This window comes from Microcystis aeruginosa NIES-843, assembly GCF_000010625.1.
In the GTDB taxonomy this organism is placed as follows: Bacteria; Cyanobacteriota; Cyanobacteriia; order Cyanobacteriales; family Microcystaceae; genus Microcystis; species Microcystis aeruginosa.
Genome location: NC_010296.1, coordinates 3,622,002 through 3,637,825, shown reverse-complemented (window position 1 = coordinate 3,637,825; position 15,824 = coordinate 3,622,002). Strand labels below are relative to the sequence as shown.

The window sequence follows — 15,824 nt, the reverse complement described above, 5'->3', positions numbered from 1 at the left end:
GAGTTTTTTACGGAAAGTTTCTGTATAATATGTAGTTATGCCGAAGCCCGCGAAGTCCGTTAAGGTTGTCTGTTTTAGGTTTCTCTACTACTAAGGCTCAATATCAAATAAAGGAAAGAAAATGAATTTATTGAAATCAAGTTTAATTGTGTGTGTAAGTGTAGGTATGGTGCCTGCTATTCTTAATCAAGCACCTGCAACAGCTCAGCCACGCTTTATATATGCTCGATTTGAATCTGTAAATTACCCAAGAAGATATATTCGACACAGAAACTTTCAAGGATATGTTGAGCCTATTAGCACGAATCTGGATGAACTTGATTCAAGCTTCAGAATTAGAACAGGCTTGGCAGACCCCAACTGTATTTCGTTAGAATCAAAAAATTTTCCCGATTATTTTTTGCGTCATCAAAACTTTCGTATAGTGCTGTCATCTAATGATGGTAGTACACTCTTTAGGAAAGATGCTACATTCTGCCCTAAAACTGGATTGAGTTCTAAAGGTGGCACTTCTTACGAATCCTCGAATTTCCCTGGCTATTATATTAGACACCGAGACTGGGAACTTTGGCTTGATAAATTCAATGGTAGCCGCCTTTTCCGCGATGATGCAAGTTTTCTTAGAAGACCTACCCCATAGTGCGATCGCAAAGATTAAATTTTGATAAGCGATCGGGGCATAACAAATCATTGGAGCGGACAATATTAGGGATTTTGGTGTTGAGTTGAGAAGCGATCTATTGCCGCTCAATTCAACCGTTATGCCGACAAGCTTCCGAATAGTCCCTAGTTAGGTTAAATTACACATTCACGAGGAAAAAAGTCATACCACGTCTTAAAATTCAGATTGATGCTGACCTGTTTAGTGCAATTTCTGATGAGGAAAAAGCAAAAATTTCAAGAATCTTAGAAACAACTAATTTAGCAGATGAAGGAGTGGATATTGAAAGTAATGGAGTAGCTAGTGGGCAAGCAGCGATCGCTGATCCTCAAGGCATTTTTGATAATATAGGAAAAGATTTATGTAAAATTGGTTGTGATACGGCGGTGGCAGCAGCAGCTTGCAGCGGTTTAAGCGGGGGAGTCGTTATCGCAGCTTGTATTCCAGCAGCGGCAGCAGCCAGAGAACTTTGTCGTGATGCGTGCTAAAATTTTCTAAAATCTAGGCTTAAAGATTTAATTATTCTGGATCTTTAAGCCTGTTTTTTTATCAAATAAGGAGTTAATTAAAAAATGAGTAGTCGTCTAGTTCCAACCCCTGAATTATTACAAGATGCTAAGAACTTTAAGGGTGAGTTTTTAGTAAGAATTTTTGGTGCGTTCCCTCAAATAGTAGGGGCTTCTCTACTAAGTGGAATACCCAATAATAGCAATATTGTTGGTGTAGGTTATGGGGTAAAAATTTCAGGAGATACTGTTATTGATGATCTTGCTTTAAGAGTTTACGTTCGTTCTAAATTACCCAAAAGTCAAATTCCTAATAATGAACAAGTTCCTGAAGAAATTAATGGTAAACTCACCGATGTAATTCCCGTTTATGACTTAAGTGCTTTAGCTAGACCTGTTGAATGTGGGACTTCTGTGGGACATTTTAATATTACAGCAGGAACATTAGGCTGCTTAGTTAAAAAAACAGCAGGAGATGATAATGAAATCTTTATTCTCTCTAATAATCACGTTTTAGCTGATTCTAATCAAGCTCAAATTGATGATAATATTATTGAACCTGGTAAATTGGATCAAGGAACTGAACCAATTGCTAAATTAACAGACTTTGAAACCATTTTTTTAGATGATAAGCCTAACTTTATTGACGCCGCGATCGCCAAGGTTATTAACAATAATGATGTCAGACCTAGTATTCTAACCATTGGCAATGTGCAACAACCTCCGATGACATCTGCTTTATATCAATCTGTTCGTAAACATGGACGTACAACAGGACACACAATAGGTGTAATAATGGACATTGCGGCAGATGTTCGAGTCCGCTTTGGTCAAAAAATCGCTAATTTTGAAGATCAATTAGCCATTCAAGGGGTTAATGGTTTGTTTAGTCAAGGAGGAGATTCAGGTTCTTTAATTGTTGATGCGATGACTCGTCGTCCTGTGGGATTATTATTTGCAGGAGGCGGAAATCAAACCTTTGCTTGTCCCATTGATAAAGTGCTGTCTCGGTTTGATATTGATATACTGTAAAGGTAAAGAGTGATCAAGGAGAGGGTAATTATGAATTCTCATCAAGAATTGTCCCAAAGCAAACCTGATTTAGCGACTGTCAAAAAGGCTGTTAAAAAAGAATATCAGCAAATTGCAGGAATTGAAGGGGTAGGAATTGGTGATGGTGTTATTAATATTTATGTTAGTAACCCAGATGTCATTAAACAGCTACCTTCTACTTTTCAAAACGTCCCTCTTAATTGTGTTATAACGGGAATTATTGAAGCCTTAAATACTCCATAATCTCCTTGATGACTTAAAAAACACAAGGATGGACTCAAGACCTTTGAACTTAAGACTATATGCTCAGAGACGGTTGATCCGTCCCACAAGTGCGATCGCTGATCTTGTAGGGTGCGTTCCCTAATGTGGCTCCTACTGCTCCAGCGATCGATTTTTGGGGAACGTACCATGCACATTAGACCTCTTGCATAAATCCGAAAACAAACGATAGAAACAATAATGGGAAGGACTTTCAGTTAATTATTTATTAGTAGTTGATAATCTTCAAAAATGTGGCTCTTCGGGAATTGTTATGCAAATAATTAACTTAAAATAAAATTCGATGAGAGCGCCTACGCTCAAAAGTAGCTGAAATTTATACAGTGCGATCGCCGATCTTGTAGGGTGCGTTCCCTAATGTGACTCCTACTGCTCCAGCGATCGATTTTTGGGGAACGCACCATGCACATTGATTGCAGCTGTGGGTTTAAGTGCGATGCCGAAGGCACTGCGTAGCAGTACACCAATCTTATAGAGACTTAGTAGGATGGGCATTAGCTCATCCTACAGACCTGTGAGATATTATAGAGGGGTCTCCAGAAGTCAAATCGTAATCAGGAGTTAGTATATGCAAGCAATCCTTTTAAGCCGTGAAGAAGTTGCTCAACGTGCAGAGAAACTGTACGAAAGCAGAATCCGCCAAGAGGTGGAAGTTGAAGAAAACATTGGCAAGATGGTTATCATTGACATTGAAACAGGTGACTACAAAGTTGATGAAAATGGCTTACACGCTGCTGACTTATTGAGCGAGAAACACCCCCATGCTCGGCTCTTTGGGATCAAAATTGGCTACAACGTTGCTGCCGCTTTTGGTGGGGGTGTTATGGAGCGTGTAGTTAAGTGATTTCAGGTATTGTGGCTAATGGACACCCGCTTATCACTATCCCATTTCGGATTCCAAATCGCGCTGACTTTCCGATTGAGTTTGTAGTAGATACAGGATTTACAGATGAGCTTTGTTTACCACCCGAAGCAGTAGCATTACTGAATCTTCCTTTCAGGTACGATATGCGTGCGAATTTAGCAGACAACAGCCAAGTAATGCTGCCTCTTCACAAAGCAATTATTATCTGGAATGGTGAGGAGCGAGAAACTCGTGTATTTGCCACAGGGCGGCGACCCCTGGTTGGAACTGCTTTATTATACTTTAGACGTTCATAATCTGAGATTTATTAAACTTCTGAAATCGTAGAGTGAGCAAGGAATCCAGTTCTTTTTTATGTTTCAGGTGGGCATCATTCAGACATTCATAAATAGCTGAAGAAAAGTCAGAAAAGTTTTCATAGTATTTACCATACAAACATTTCTTTTTGACAAATTTCCACAGCCTTTCAATTAAATTTAGATTAGGCGAATAAGACGGCAAATAGAGTAGCTCTATTGACAAAGAAAGAGCCAATTCTTCAACAATTTTACATTTTTGATAGCGGGCATTATCTAAGACTAGAGTGATGGGAATAGTTATTCCTAAAGCAGCTATTTTTGACCGGAGTTCACAGACTTGAGTTGCTGTAATATAAGTGTCATTCGTAACCAGAATAACTTCATGAGTTATTGCATTTAATGCTCCTAAAACATTGAAGCGTTTACGCCCGCTCGGTGACTTAACAAAAAGTCTCTCAAAACACCAAATAAAACCGAGAAATGCTCCCATGACGAAGTGAGCGGCATCAACAAAAAAAACAGCCCTTTTTCCTTCTTTAGCCTCATTTAGTCTGGGTTCTAGCTTTTTTTCTTTGTAGTCCTCTTGTTCATCCCGGTCAGCTTTAGAAGGAAGAGAACCTACTTTTAAACATTTCATTCCCATTGATTTTAAAAATTTTCTAACTTGGGTAGGACTTCGTTTTATTCCCGTTAATTCTTCTCTCCTATATACAGCTTCATTTATTGTGGCTGGTGGATTTTTCTCGAAGTATTTTTTGAGCGTTTCTTTTTGAGACTCTAATTCACTTTTAGGGCGATAGAAGTTGATTTGTTTTAATTTTTCTATTCCGCCTTCTTCATAATCTCGAAGATAGGTTAATAAGGTATTTGGCGAGATTCCTGCTAACTGACAAATTTTTTGGTGCGGTATCTTTTGGCTCTTTAACCAGAGAACTTCCATCTTCAGTTGAACCCGGGGATGGGGATGATGAAATCTTTCCTAAGACAGTGAGTTCTTTTCTTCTTCCGTGAATTCTAGGTTAATCATGTTTTTAATGAGTGCTTTGCTTCTAATTATGACTCTTAAACTATATTATTGTCCTTGAGTAAAAAATGCAAGTTGTAGCCGTGCAAAGTATAGATAGCCATGAACTTGTGATTCAGTTTACGGAAGGTGGGTTGGTAACGATTGATGATTTGTAGTGCGATGCCGAAGGCACTGCGTAGCAGCACGCCGATCTTGTAGGGTGCGTTCCCTGATGTGGCTCTTACTGCTCCAGCGATCGATTTTTGGGGAACGCACCATGCACATTTACTGTGGGTTTAAGTGCGTTCCCTAGTGCAAGTTAAAGTCAGATGTAGGCTGGGTTGACAAAAGGAAACCCAACAACTTCTAGTTTAATCCCCTCCGCCACCTCAACGATAGACACCTCCATTGCTCAGGGTAAAATGAAGGGGCATAGTTGAAAAGAGGTCAAATCTATGACAGTTCGACAACCCCGCTACAGCAAAGAAGAGTTTGCCCGACGTGGCGATGAGATTTATGAATCTCAGGTGCGCCCCCAAATTGAGGAAGGTAATCATGGCAGAATTGTGGCGATCGACATCGAAACTGGAGCGTTTGAGCTTGCTGACGATACGATGACTGCGACTCGGCGACTTTATGAACGATTGCCTGATGCTCAGCCTTGGGTTGTTCGGATCGGCTATCGCGCCGTTCATCGTTTCGGCGCACGGAGTTTGAAAGACGCTCTATGATGATGCAGGGTTACGTCAATCAGAATTACGAAGCAATGCTTTCCTTGGTTGTGAGGAACGGCGACAAACTTAAATCCATTACTGCTGTGATCGATACAGGGTTTACAGGGTTCTTGAGTCTCCCGATTGCTACTATTAGAGAACTTGAACTGTCTTGGAGTTACCGCGATCGGGCAACCTTGGGCGATGGTAGCGAAGTCTTATTTGATATCTATGATGGCATGGTGATTTGGGGTGGGCAGTATCGAGAAATCGAGATTAACGCTGCAGAGACAGAGCCATTGATTGGAATGAGCCTGTTGCGCGGTTATCGGTTGCAAGTCGATACAGTCAAAGGCGGATTGGTTACGATTTCGGAGTTACCGATCGCAGTTTAGAAGCTGATCGTCAGACACGGTCTAACAGGAACGTTAGTGCGATGCCGAAGGCACTGCGTAGCAGATCGCTGATCTTGTAGCTTGGGTTGACGAAAAGAAATCCAACACCTTCGGAACTAAACTGCGAACGCTAATCTTGTATTGTTCTTAACCTTAAATAGGGTTTGCTGAATAAATCTAAAAACTTTGTTGGATAAGACTTTTAGACCTTTTGGAAATCAAAAAGTACCAGTTCTGGGAGAGATCGGGGAAAATTCAGGTACTTTTTCTCTGAAAATTAGGTAATTGACCAGATGAGAATCGGTAAAAACCCACACCCCACACCCTGTTCCCACACCCTGTCCCCACGAAAAACTTTTTCAGCAGACCCTAAATAGCCTTTGGCCTACATGAGCATATTCACAGATTGACAGTCAGCGAGGCATTCAGCTATGTTTGAGATATTTAGAGCAAAACTTTTGAATGCCCACGCTGTTGACCGTTGGCCCATATCGATTCTTTTGCTACGCAGGCGATCGCTTCGGAGCCACCTCACATCCATGTTGAACGAGATCGAGAGATCGCTAAATTCTGGCTTCAGCCGCTTCGTCTTCAGAGTAACCAAGGATTTAACCGCACCGAAATTAACCGCATTCAAAAACTTGTTCAAGAAAACCAAGAACAATTACTAGCAGGCTGGAATGACTTTTTTAACGAATGAAGTATTTGAAACATTGGCTATTCAGCAATTGGCCATCACAGATGACACACTCAGTGTAGATTTGTCTGATGGGCGCACTATATCTGTTCCCCTGGCATGGTATCCTCGGCTCCTGCATGGCTCAATTGAGGAGCGCAATGATTATCGCTTGATCGCTGGTGGCAGTGGAATCCATTGGAATCAACTAGATGAAGACATTAGCACTAAAAACTTGATTCTTGGCCAACCATCAGGGGAAAGTCAAAAATCCTTGAAGCGTTGGTTAAATAATCGAGTGCGATCGCCGATCTCGTAGGGTGCGTTCCCTAATGTGGCTCCCACTGCTCCACCGATCGATTTTTGGGGAACGCACCATGCACATTGATTGAAGTTGTGATACCAAATCCTGTTATAATAAAACGAGATATTGTAGGGTGCGTCCCACGCAGCCTTTACCTTTTTGAAAACACTTTCAATGATGTAGCTATGGACTGGGAAACTCGAATTACACTAAATCCCGATATTTTGGTGGGAAAACCTATCATTAAAGGAACAAGGATTGCGGTTGAATTTATCATCGATCTTCTCGCCCAAGGTTGGAGTATTGATGAAATTCTGCGAAACTACCCAGGTATTACAGTAGAAGATATTCAAGCTTGTCTTAGCTATGCTAGTGTAATGCTCAAATCTGAGAAAGTCTATGCTATTCCTGCTTAACTGATGCGTTTTCTAGCGAACGAAAATTTCCCCCTTGATGCGGTTGAAGCCCTACGACAAAATGGCCATGATGTCCTGTGGATTAGGGTGGAATCCCCCGGAATCTCGGACCGTGAAGTTTTAAGTCGCGCCCAAGCAGAAAATCGTATTCTCTTGACATTTGATCAAGATTTTGGATAACTCGCCTTTCGTTCAAGGTTGCCGGCCAGTGTTGGTATTATTTTGTTTAGAATAAGAGTACCTTCTGCATCTGTAGTCGCTGAGAAAGTTGCCAAGGTTATCTCATTGCGGGATGACTGGTATGGACACTTTACAGTTATTGAAGAAGACAAAATTAGAATGAGAGACTTAACGGTGAGATCGCCGATCTTGTAGGGTACGTTCCCTCATGTGGCTCCTACTGCTCCAGCGATCGATTTTTGGGGAACGCACCATGCACCTTGATTGAAGCGCCGATTCAAATTTGAAGTGCACCACTGGGGGGCTTGCGATGAGGCGGCTCATCAGTAGTAGAGCGGGAGCACTTCGTTAGAATAACTCAAAGTATAATTAAGGCAAAATACTGAGTTGAGGTCAACCAGATGGCAGTTCGTCAACGGCGTTATCCCAAAGATGAGTTAGCCGAGCGAGGGCAAAAACTCTACGAATCTGGCATTCGGCAGCAAGTCGAAGCCGGTAATGAAGGTAAGATTGTAGCGATCGACATTGAAACTGGAGAGTTTGAAGTCGATGAAAACGTTGTGCCTGCAACTAATCGGCTCTTTGAACGTCACCCCGATGCCCAACCTTGGATCATTCGTATCGGACATCGCGCTGTTTATCATTTCGGGGCACGGAGTTTGAAGAAAAATCCATGATGGAAGGTGTTGTAAATTTGCGGCGTGAAGCCACGCTAAGGATTGTAGTCGGAAACTCAAATCGGCAACTGCAAGCGGTTGACGCGGTGATTGATACCGGGTTCAATGGATTTTTATCTTTGCCCTCTACAATCATCGCTACATTAAATTTACCTTGGAGTGGTTCTGATTTTGTCACGCTGGGTGATGGCAGTGAAACTTATTTTGATCTGTACACTGGGACTGTGATATGGGATGGGCAGTACCAAGAGATTGATATTGCAGAATCAGAAACAGAGCCTCTACTAGGAATGGCGCTGCTTTACAGATATCGGTTGCAGGTCGATAACATTGAGGGCGGTAAGGTCAAGATTGAAGCCTTATGAGCCAGTGCTAGAAGAGATTCGGTGAGGCGCGGTCTAACAACGCAGCCGTAGGGTGCGTTCCCTAATGTGACTCCTACTGCTCCACCGATCGATTTTGGGGGAACGCACCATGCACATTGATTGCAGCTGTGGGTTTAAATGCGATGCTGCTCCTCCCGCTACAACCCCGGAACCCTCTGCCCTCGTTGGTCTGGGGGCTGTCGTCGCTCTGGGAGTTGGCTTCAAGCGCCGCCGCGCCCAAGCAGACAAAAACTCAGCTTTAATTGAAGGTATTACAACAGGATATCTGCAAGGGTCTCTTTTTTTGTGGGTAATTGTGAATTAGAGAAATTGACATTTGACATCCTCGCCGCCGTAAAACGGACGGCGATTCCTCACCACGCCACTTTTTTAGGGTGGTCGCGTCAATGGGGTTGACGCAGATAGCGAAAAACGCTTAATTGCTTAAGTCTGACTCTTTCGACCCGTCCGTTTTGAGTGTCCGAATGCTGGACGGCCACTTTGAACAAGTCGAAAAAATCTAATGTTCAACCTTATTTCCTAGAAAGTTTTACTCGTTCAAGGCCGAATTTGAATTCTTTTCTGAACAAAACCCCCTACTATCTGTGGTCAAGGTTCAGTTTTTAGCTTGGTTATCGCTTTTTCCATTGTAGCTTAAAGCCGTCCTAAAAGGACGGGGTTTTAACCCAAATTTTCGATAATAAGAGCATAGAGCTAAATATACCTTTAAAATAGCTTTTCTCATGCCTACCGTCCTTCAAGTTGGGCCTTACAGTTTTATCTTTTTCAGTTCAGATCAACAAGAGCCAGCCCATATCCATGTCAAACGCGATCGCAAACTCGCTAAATATTGGCTTGATCCCATTACCTTAGTAGGGTTGATTCATTTAAATTAAGTACAGCGGATTTTGAGTCAATAAATTTGAATGAAAATTCTCAAGTTTATCTTTTTCTAATCAAAAAAGTTAGTGACAATAACTAATCTTTAATCCTCTGCCAATATTGATTATGAATAAATTGATAAAGCTTGTTCCCAAGCCACTAAAAGCCTATCTCTCTTCAAATTTTCTGAGAGTACATCCTGTTAATTTAGCTAATTTTTCTGCTTCTTACGTCGATAAAACTATCAGTTTTTCCCAACGTTCAGCTAACCACCTCTGTCCCTCTGTTATTGAGAGAAAACCCAAACCTCTGAAAAGATTCAATCCTATAGTTGTGAGAATTGACCAATTGCTGGCCGCTTGAAAATCACTTATCTCGCTTTTATCTTCCTCAAAAATTACATCTTTTACCCAATGTAACTGATTTTCTATTTTCCAATGTCCTCGAATAATTTTAGCAAATACTTGGGCGGATTCGGTTAGGCTACTGATATAGTAAGCTGTTTCTTCATAAGTTTTATCCCCGCGACTACCCCTTCTTTCTACTTTAATAATTCGGCGCAGATTTTCAAACCCTTGTCTTTCATTTTTCCTCACTTTAAAAACTTCTATTTTTCTGGATATTTTTCGACCATGACTATTATTTTGTTCAAGAAAGCAACTTTCTGGCTTTGAGGAATTACTCAGGTCTTGTATTCGCTTATAAAGATTTTTCTGATTTCCTTTAACGGTGATAACATAGTCATTTTTACTCTTGGCTATTAAGCTGATTGTTTTTTTCTGACAGTGTAAAGCATCGCCAGTAAAAACTTTATTTTGGAGAGAGCAATCCTGAATTATAGCTTGATCTTCGTCGATTTCAGACCCTTTTTTGTTTTCGATTCTTTTTAAGTGTAATACTCATCCACTTTCTTGAATAAACAATGAGACAAACATAATAAAATTTTGTTGTTCATTGTTAGGATTCTTTAGGGTATTTTTGAGACTTTTTCCATCTATGCCTAGCCAATTTATATCACTTCTTTGTCCATATTCTTGTAATGCCCATTCATTAAACATTTTTAACAAAATCTGCCATTCAACTCCCATCATTACCCTTCTAATTGTTGAATAGGATGGGACTCTTTCTGGAATTATGTTAAATTCTTGACTGAGCCTGTGCCGATTATTTTTAGCGAACTCTCCTAGCTCTCTATAACCTGAGTATCCTAGCATTGTTCCCAGTATTATTACTATTAATACTATCCATAAAGGGTGTCTTTTTCCTTTATCTTTCCGAAAGTCCTTGACTTGTTTTAGTTTTTCTATTAAGCTCAACATATGTTTGAAAAGTTGGCGGTCACTTATCATTTTACCTGACAGTGATCGCTTTTACTTTTGATATTCTGATGGGAGAATGAAACAGCCCTACATTACCTTAGAGAAAAACCGAGGATTCAAAGAACATGAATTAAACCAGATTGCTAAACTAATAACAGAACATCAACCCGCAATCCTAACCCCATGGCATGATTACTTTGACCCTTGAAACCGAGCCAATTGCCCATCAAGTGACCCTAACCGACGATAAATTAATAATCGACCTAGCCGACGGTCGCAGCATCACCGTTCCGCTAACATGGTACCCTCGTTTACTGCACGCCTCCCCCGCCGAGCGTCAAAATTGGCAACTCTTAGCGGATGGATGTGCTATCGAATGGCTCGATCTAGATGAGCATATTGGTATCGAAGGACTATTAGCTGGTCGGCGCAGTAGCGAGAGTTCACGCTCCCTGAATCGATGGTTAACAACTCGCAGACAAACTGTAACCGAGTAAATGGGGACAATGTTTCTGTTGTGCCACCCCAACTCCTCCATTCTTGCCCTGTAATTTATATCAAAATTTACTTAAACCTTGACAATGAGGCAGAGGCTTAACAACGAGCGATTGCGCTTTTCTTGGCGCTCTGCGATCAACCCTGCCAGATGGCAAATCTCACGCTTTTTTTGAAAAACACCAGTGCGATCGCTATCGCTGTAGGGTGCGTTCCCTAATGCAAGTCCTACTGCTCCAGCGATCGATTTTGGGGGAACGCACCATCCCGCATTTCTCACAAAAAGTACGATCACCAACCCCCGAAGCCTTACAAAATCTGGGTTTTGACTGGGTGATCGCCTTGTAGCAAAAACGACAGTGTGTTGTTAGGATTCAACTTAAGCTCATCATCAATTAGACCTTGAAAAAAGAACAAATTTAAAATGAGTATTTTTAGGTTAATTAGTTGATAAAGTCTCAATTTTAAGTAGAGAATGAAGTCAAAAGCTTGCTATAATTTAATCATTAAAACTATTTAAAGTATGTCAAGTTTATGACTCCTAGTTCAGACCAGTCTCGACTCAATCAATTAAATTTTGGAAACCTCAATGGAAGACAAGTAATCGCTAATTTTGAGGGAGGAAAAATCACCTCAGATGCAGGAATTATTTTGATGGCAGAGTTAGACCAAAAGCTAAAAATAACGGCTCGGTTTGCCGAATGTTTTCGAGATTATCGAAATTCATCCTATCTAGATTATTCAGTTCATGAACTACTCGCACAAAGAGTTTATGGGATAGTTTTGGGATATGAGGATGTCAATGATCATGATAAATTACGTCATGCTCCAGCTTTAGCAATAGCATTGAAAAAACTAAATTTTATTGACTCAGCCCAAGCAAATTTAGCGGGAAAAAGTACAATTAATCGACTAGAATATTGTCCGGAAACAGTCATCAATCAAGAGAACAGTCGTTACCATAAAATCGAGCCTAACCCCAAAGAAATTGAAAAAGCTTTTGTGGACATCTTTCTAGAATCCTACAAAAAGCCACCGAAACCAATTATTTTAGACATGGATGTCACCGATGACCAAGTGCATGGAAATCAAGAGGGAGCGTTTTTCAATACTTATTATAAAGGAGTGTGTTATGCTCCTTTGTATATTTTCTGTGAGCATCATTTATTAGTAGCTAAACTCCGGTCTTCTCATGTAGATACTGCTGGGGGAGCATTAGAAGAATTGCAGCGAATAATCGGTATAATTCGAGAAAAATGGTCAGATACGCAGATATTAGTACGAGGAGATAGTGCCTATTCCCGTGAAGATATCATGAAATTTTGCGAAAGTCAAGCAGGAGTTGATTATGTTTTAGCAATGGCAACGAATAGTCAATTAAAATTACGAGCGACCGATGTAATTGAGAAAGCTAAGGCAGATTACGAGCAAAGACTTCAGCCAGTTACTGAATTAATGGAGACGTTATTTTCTCCCGATGAAGAGTTAGGAGAATTGGCGAAATTGGTACCAGAATCGACTTGGTATCGTTCCCTATGTTATCAAACCCAAAAATCCTGGAGCCGTTCAAGAAGAGTGGTGACAAAAGTTTGTCCTGGTAGTGAGGGCGTAAAAATTCGCCACGTTGTGACTTCTTTACCTGCATCAAAGATTCCCCCATCTAAACTTTACACTGAAAAATATTGCCCCAGAGGTGAGAGGTCAAATCGAATTAAAGAGCAACAATTAGACTTATTTGCTGACCGGAATTCGACACAGACATTTGAGAGTAATCAATTAAGACTTTGGTTGTCATCAATGGCTTATGTTTTAATGCAAGCTTTTCGTCAAAATTGTTTGGCTAAAACTTCTTTTGCCAAAGCGACAGTGGGAACAATTCGCCTTAATTTCCTTAAATTAGGAGCTAGAATTACTGTTAGTGTCAGAAGAATTTTAATCGCAATTGCCAGTTCTTGTCCCTATCAAGATATTTTAGCGATAGCTTACTCTAGAATTCAAGCGATAGCGGGAACTGGATAAGTTGAAGAGTTTTCAAAGATCATTAAATAGTCTTAAAAATGGCTGCTTATAAATTCAGCTAACTTTGTCGTGAACATTTTCCCTAATTGACGGAATTTTTCCAGTAATTCAGGAATTTTTTGATTAGTTTAGTCAGATTATTCCTTGATAACTAGGCGGGTTTCTCTTATTTTTGAAAAACACCAACTTTTAACCTCCAAATTAGGTTCTTAATTCAGTTTGTGAGAAATGCGGGACCATGCACATTTATTGAAGTTGTGATCCCAAATCCCGTTACAATAAAATGAGTAAAGACGAGGTTTTAGACCCGATTTTTTTGATACCATTTAGTGAATAATCGACCTCTGGTAAGCTAGGGAGCGCCAGAGCAGGGAGAGTAGAGCTTTTGTACTAAATTTTTCATGTCTTTTTTCTTCTCCTGTCTCGGATTCTCCTAACCTAACGGAAGGTTTTTGATTTTTGCAGGAGATATATAGCGGGTTTCCCAGAAGTTAGTCCCGATTGAAACGCTTGCCTATCTAGGGGTTGCTGAATAAATCTAAAAACCTTGTTGGATAATATTTTTAGACTTTTTTGAAATCAAAAAGTACCAGCGATTGGAGTGATTGGGAGGAAAATTCAGGGACTTTTTCCCTGAAAATTAGGTAATTGACCGCCTGAAAATGGGTAAAACCCTACACCCCACACCCGTTACAGTAGAGCAGGAAGTCGCCTTCCCACCCCCTGCTTCAAAACCGGACTTACGACTTTCGCCGTATCCGGCTCCTGAGTAACTAGGCTACTGTCATTAGTAGAATAATAATGGGAATTATTATTTCCTTGTCTATTCAACCCTCTTGGCTGTATCCCCACCAGACAAGATTGTTGGTTTTAGGGCGTATATGACCGTTGATTGTTGCTTAGACTTCCTAGTTACCCGTCCTTTGTCAGCATATCTTTGATATTACTCAAAGCCTTGGCTTTTAAGGACATCCTCTCCCTCTATTGACTTGCGGATGGTTTCCTACTGCCCCGAACGGGCAGAGTCAATCAGGGTTACTTCGTTCCCTATAACCATTGGTTGAACCCTTAGGATGATACTGTCCACAACAGAGTAACGGGAATGCCTTACTGATAGTGGTATGAGCTATCAGCCCCAACTCTGTTAACTTTTGTTTCGAGCCTGTCAGCCTTTTGGCTCGTGGGTGTTGACGATGGTTAATTCGTATCTTCGCCCCAGGGCTATCCATAGGTTCTGGCTCAACGGGTTTCTGATTTAGGCTATCAGATACCGCTTTTTTTTCCTCGCTCACTACCTCAGATGTACCAAGTCTAAAGCAGCAGGAAATGCCGTCACTCTAGGCATCTAGAGGACAGGACTAAGGTTATTACTAACCCGCACCTGTAGGGTTATAAAGTTATCAAGGTACTACATTTACCAAGCGGCTAATCCTCTAAACGTCTTACTGTCTAGTTTCTAGCCAACGAATCGCACCACACCCCACACCCTAGCCCCACCAACAAACTTTTTCAGTAAACCCTATCTATCAAGGGATTTACGATACCTTACCCGAAATAATAGTGAAATTTTGTGACAAAGTGCAGCCAGATACAAGAATCTTTGCTACATTCCCAGAAGGCTTCTGTGATAAGTCTCCTTAAAGGAGGCTCTTTGCAGTAAGCTAATCTGGCTAACACGCTTTTGGGCGTGATATGGGGGAGGATACAGGGAGCAAGTCAGTTTTGTCAGAACATAAATACTATTCAATAGCTAAAGACTGTTATTTAGGTAAGCACAGCGGTGTTTAAGCACTTGAGGGATATTTTCTTCATTCCACTGGGCTCCAGAAATTTTCAGTCGTCGGTCAATCTGTTTAACCGTGGATTCAACGGCTCCCGAAGCAATAGAGCAAATCTCTTCTTGTTGATAGTAATTATAATTAACAATTCGATGACGATGAATCTCTAAATAACGACAGAAATTTTCAGCTCGTTCGTTTTTTAAAGGAGAGATTAATGCTATTGTTTCCTCAATTTTGCCCTGCCATAATAAACTTGCTGCTTTTTTCAATCTCTTCACTGAACCGCCGACTTTATGAAGATTTTCTACCAAATGAAACCAGTCAAGTATTTCTCTTTTTTCTCCTGGACAATCCCAGTTTTTCACAATTTTCCCAATACCGGGATGTCCGTCTCCCAAACAGGTAAGGGGGTCAGATAAAGGTTGTTGATTAACCCAATATATTAACGATTCATTCTCTCCAAACCAAGCTTTTCTTAGGAAAGTATCAACACAGATTGCTTGATAATCTTTCCAGATACAAGCCTCTCCCTTAGTTTCGGTTCTTAAGCGCACTTTTCCTCCATCTAGACTAATTTCTTGAACGGGGTTTCCTGATTCTTCTTCGGCAAATTGGTGGCGATGGACTAATCGTTGTTGAGTCCTAGTGGGACTTAAACGCCAAATAAAGATCAAATCGAGTATAATCGTTAAAGAGTAAGCACTTTACGTTGAAAGATCAGCGATGAAAGAGACAACCCCAGCCGCAATGCCCCCATGCTTTGACCGATGGTGTCGGCGGTTTGACAATTGCTTCAAAAACGAAGCGCAAAAAAACGGCTTCAGACAATATTTAGGGTCTGCTGAAAAAGTTTTTCCTAGGGGCAGGGTGTAGGGTGTGGGGTGTGGTGCGATTCGTTGGCTAGAAACTAGACAGTAAGACGTTTAGAGG

At 40.9% G+C, this 15,824-nt stretch carries 21 protein-coding genes and 3 pseudogenes; 20 read left to right on the top strand and 4 right to left on the bottom strand.

Annotated features, from left to right (window positions below; translation table 11 throughout):
• The first annotated feature begins 121 nt into the window (after nt 1–121).
• The 6 genes from MAE_RS30175 (at nt 122) to MAE_RS17115 (ending at nt 3,663) form a co-directional block, all read left to right on the top strand.
• Nucleotides 122–640 (top strand): AbfB domain-containing protein, encoded by a 519-nt coding sequence (locus MAE_RS30175; protein ID WP_080507012.1) that lies wholly within the window; start codon nt 122–124, stop codon nt 638–640.
• Between the two features lie 296 nt (nt 641–936).
• Nucleotides 937–1,149 carry a hypothetical protein gene (locus MAE_RS17135; protein WP_002738649.1) on the top strand — a complete coding sequence of 71 codons (213 nt, stop codon included), beginning with the start codon at nt 937–939 and terminating at the stop codon, nt 1,147–1,149.
• Between the two features lie 84 nt (nt 1,150–1,233).
• Complete coding sequence (locus MAE_RS17130) at nt 1,234–2,199, top strand: hypothetical protein (protein ID WP_002738865.1); 966 nt, start codon at nt 1,234–1,236, stop codon at nt 2,197–2,199.
• A 30-nt stretch (nt 2,200–2,229) separates the two neighbouring features.
• The gene (locus MAE_RS17125; protein ID WP_002739041.1) at nt 2,230–2,463 is read left to right on the top strand and encodes a hypothetical protein; all 234 of its coding nucleotides are present in this window, start codon (nt 2,230–2,232) and stop codon (nt 2,461–2,463) included.
• 607 nt (nt 2,464–3,070) lie between these two features.
• Nucleotides 3,071–3,346 carry a hypothetical protein gene (locus MAE_RS17120; RefSeq protein ID WP_002739245.1) on the top strand — a complete coding sequence of 92 codons (276 nt, stop codon included), beginning with the start codon at nt 3,071–3,073 and terminating at the stop codon, nt 3,344–3,346.
• Nucleotides 3,343–3,663 (top strand): clan AA aspartic protease, encoded by a 321-nt coding sequence (locus MAE_RS17115; RefSeq protein ID WP_012266692.1) that lies wholly within the window; start codon nt 3,343–3,345, stop codon nt 3,661–3,663. Before MAE_RS17120 ends, MAE_RS17115 begins: the two co-directional genes overlap by 4 nt.
• On the opposite strand, the pseudogene MAE_RS17110 reads toward MAE_RS17115, so the two are convergent.
• Nucleotides 3,650–4,693: pseudogene (locus tag MAE_RS17110) on the bottom strand (IS630 family transposase). The gene MAE_RS17115 and the pseudogene MAE_RS17110 overlap by 14 nt on opposite strands.
• A 434-nt stretch (nt 4,694–5,127) precedes the next feature.
• On the opposite strand from MAE_RS17110, the gene MAE_RS17105 reads away from it, so the two are divergent.
• The 10 genes from MAE_RS17105 (at nt 5,128) to MAE_RS30155 (ending at nt 9,294) form a co-directional block, all read left to right on the top strand.
• Complete coding sequence (locus MAE_RS17105; RefSeq protein WP_002752933.1) at nt 5,128–5,403, top strand: hypothetical protein; 276 nt, start codon at nt 5,128–5,130, stop codon at nt 5,401–5,403.
• On the top strand, nt 5,400–5,780 hold the full coding sequence (locus MAE_RS17100; RefSeq protein WP_041804179.1) for a clan AA aspartic protease: 381 nt from the start codon (nt 5,400–5,402) through the stop codon (nt 5,778–5,780). Before MAE_RS17105 ends, MAE_RS17100 begins: the two co-directional genes overlap by 4 nt.
• A gap of 481 nt (nt 5,781–6,261) precedes the next feature.
• Entirely contained in the window at nt 6,262–6,480 is a 219-nt protein-coding gene (locus tag MAE_RS17095; RefSeq protein ID WP_041804178.1) for a DUF4160 domain-containing protein, read from the top strand.
• Nucleotides 6,461–6,775 (top strand): DUF2442 domain-containing protein, encoded by a 315-nt coding sequence (locus MAE_RS17090; protein WP_012266687.1) that lies wholly within the window; start codon nt 6,461–6,463, stop codon nt 6,773–6,775. Before MAE_RS17095 ends, MAE_RS17090 begins: the two co-directional genes overlap by 20 nt.
• Before the next feature lie 170 nt (nt 6,776–6,945).
• Nucleotides 6,946–7,176, top strand: a complete 231-nt coding sequence (locus MAE_RS17085) for a DUF433 domain-containing protein (RefSeq protein WP_002779924.1) — start codon at nt 6,946–6,948, stop codon at nt 7,174–7,176.
• Nucleotides 7,177–7,179: 3 nt separating this feature from the next.
• Complete coding sequence (locus MAE_RS35195; protein WP_231859641.1) at nt 7,180–7,356, top strand: DUF5615 family PIN-like protein; 177 nt, start codon at nt 7,180–7,182, stop codon at nt 7,354–7,356.
• 401 nt (nt 7,357–7,757) lie between these two features.
• Nucleotides 7,758–8,033 (top strand): hypothetical protein, encoded by a 276-nt coding sequence (locus MAE_RS17075; RefSeq protein ID WP_002752924.1) that lies wholly within the window; start codon nt 7,758–7,760, stop codon nt 8,031–8,033.
• Entirely contained in the window at nt 8,030–8,398 is a 369-nt protein-coding gene (locus MAE_RS17070; RefSeq protein ID WP_002752923.1) for a hypothetical protein, read from the top strand. Before MAE_RS17075 ends, MAE_RS17070 begins: the two co-directional genes overlap by 4 nt.
• A gap of 109 nt (nt 8,399–8,507) precedes the next feature.
• Complete coding sequence (locus MAE_RS17065; RefSeq protein ID WP_080507010.1) at nt 8,508–8,723, top strand: PEP-CTERM sorting domain-containing protein; 216 nt, start codon at nt 8,508–8,510, stop codon at nt 8,721–8,723.
• A gap of 418 nt (nt 8,724–9,141) precedes the next feature.
• Nucleotides 9,142–9,294, top strand: coding sequence for a DUF4160 domain-containing protein (locus MAE_RS30155; RefSeq protein ID WP_012266684.1), 153 nt, complete (start codon nt 9,142–9,144; stop codon nt 9,292–9,294).
• A 213-nt stretch (nt 9,295–9,507) separates the two neighbouring features.
• Here the strand turns inward: MAE_RS30155 and MAE_RS17060 are convergent.
• Nucleotides 9,508–10,599: pseudogene (locus MAE_RS17060) on the bottom strand (ISAs1 family transposase).
• A gap of 76 nt (nt 10,600–10,675) precedes the next feature.
• On the opposite strand from MAE_RS17060, the gene MAE_RS35800 reads away from it, so the two are divergent.
• Both MAE_RS35800 and MAE_RS17055 read left to right on the top strand, forming a co-directional pair.
• Entirely contained in the window at nt 10,676–10,807 is a 132-nt protein-coding gene (locus MAE_RS35800) for a hypothetical protein (RefSeq protein ID WP_269453992.1), read from the top strand.
• Nucleotides 10,788–11,096: a DUF2442 domain-containing protein gene (locus MAE_RS17055; protein ID WP_002752921.1), complete on the top strand. Its 309-nt coding sequence runs from the start codon at nt 10,788–10,790 to the stop codon at nt 11,094–11,096. Before MAE_RS35800 ends, MAE_RS17055 begins: the two co-directional genes overlap by 20 nt.
• A gap of 71 nt (nt 11,097–11,167) precedes the next feature.
• Here the strand turns inward: MAE_RS17055 and MAE_RS32490 are convergent, their stop codons facing one another.
• Nucleotides 11,168–11,389: a hypothetical protein gene (locus MAE_RS32490; protein WP_148204762.1), complete on the bottom strand. Its 222-nt coding sequence runs from the start codon at nt 11,387–11,389 to the stop codon at nt 11,168–11,170.
• A 239-nt stretch (nt 11,390–11,628) separates the two neighbouring features.
• Here MAE_RS32490 and MAE_RS17050 point away from each other — a divergent pair, with 239 nt between their 5' ends.
• A complete protein-coding gene (locus MAE_RS17050) occupies nt 11,629–13,113 on the top strand; it encodes an IS1380-like element ISMae9 family transposase (RefSeq protein ID WP_012264152.1) in 1,485 nt (494 codons plus the stop codon).
• A gap of 1,750 nt (nt 13,114–14,863) precedes the next feature.
• On the opposite strand, the pseudogene MAE_RS17045 reads toward MAE_RS17050, so the two are convergent.
• Nucleotides 14,864–15,538, bottom strand: a pseudogene (locus MAE_RS17045) (ISKra4 family transposase); the annotation flags it as partial.
• Between the two features lie 79 nt (nt 15,539–15,617).
• Here MAE_RS17045 and MAE_RS33470 point away from each other — a divergent pair.
• Nucleotides 15,618–15,767 carry a hypothetical protein gene (locus MAE_RS33470; RefSeq protein ID WP_012263821.1) on the top strand — a complete coding sequence of 50 codons (150 nt, stop codon included), beginning with the start codon at nt 15,618–15,620 and terminating at the stop codon, nt 15,765–15,767.
• Nucleotides 15,768–15,824 lie beyond the last annotated feature (57 nt).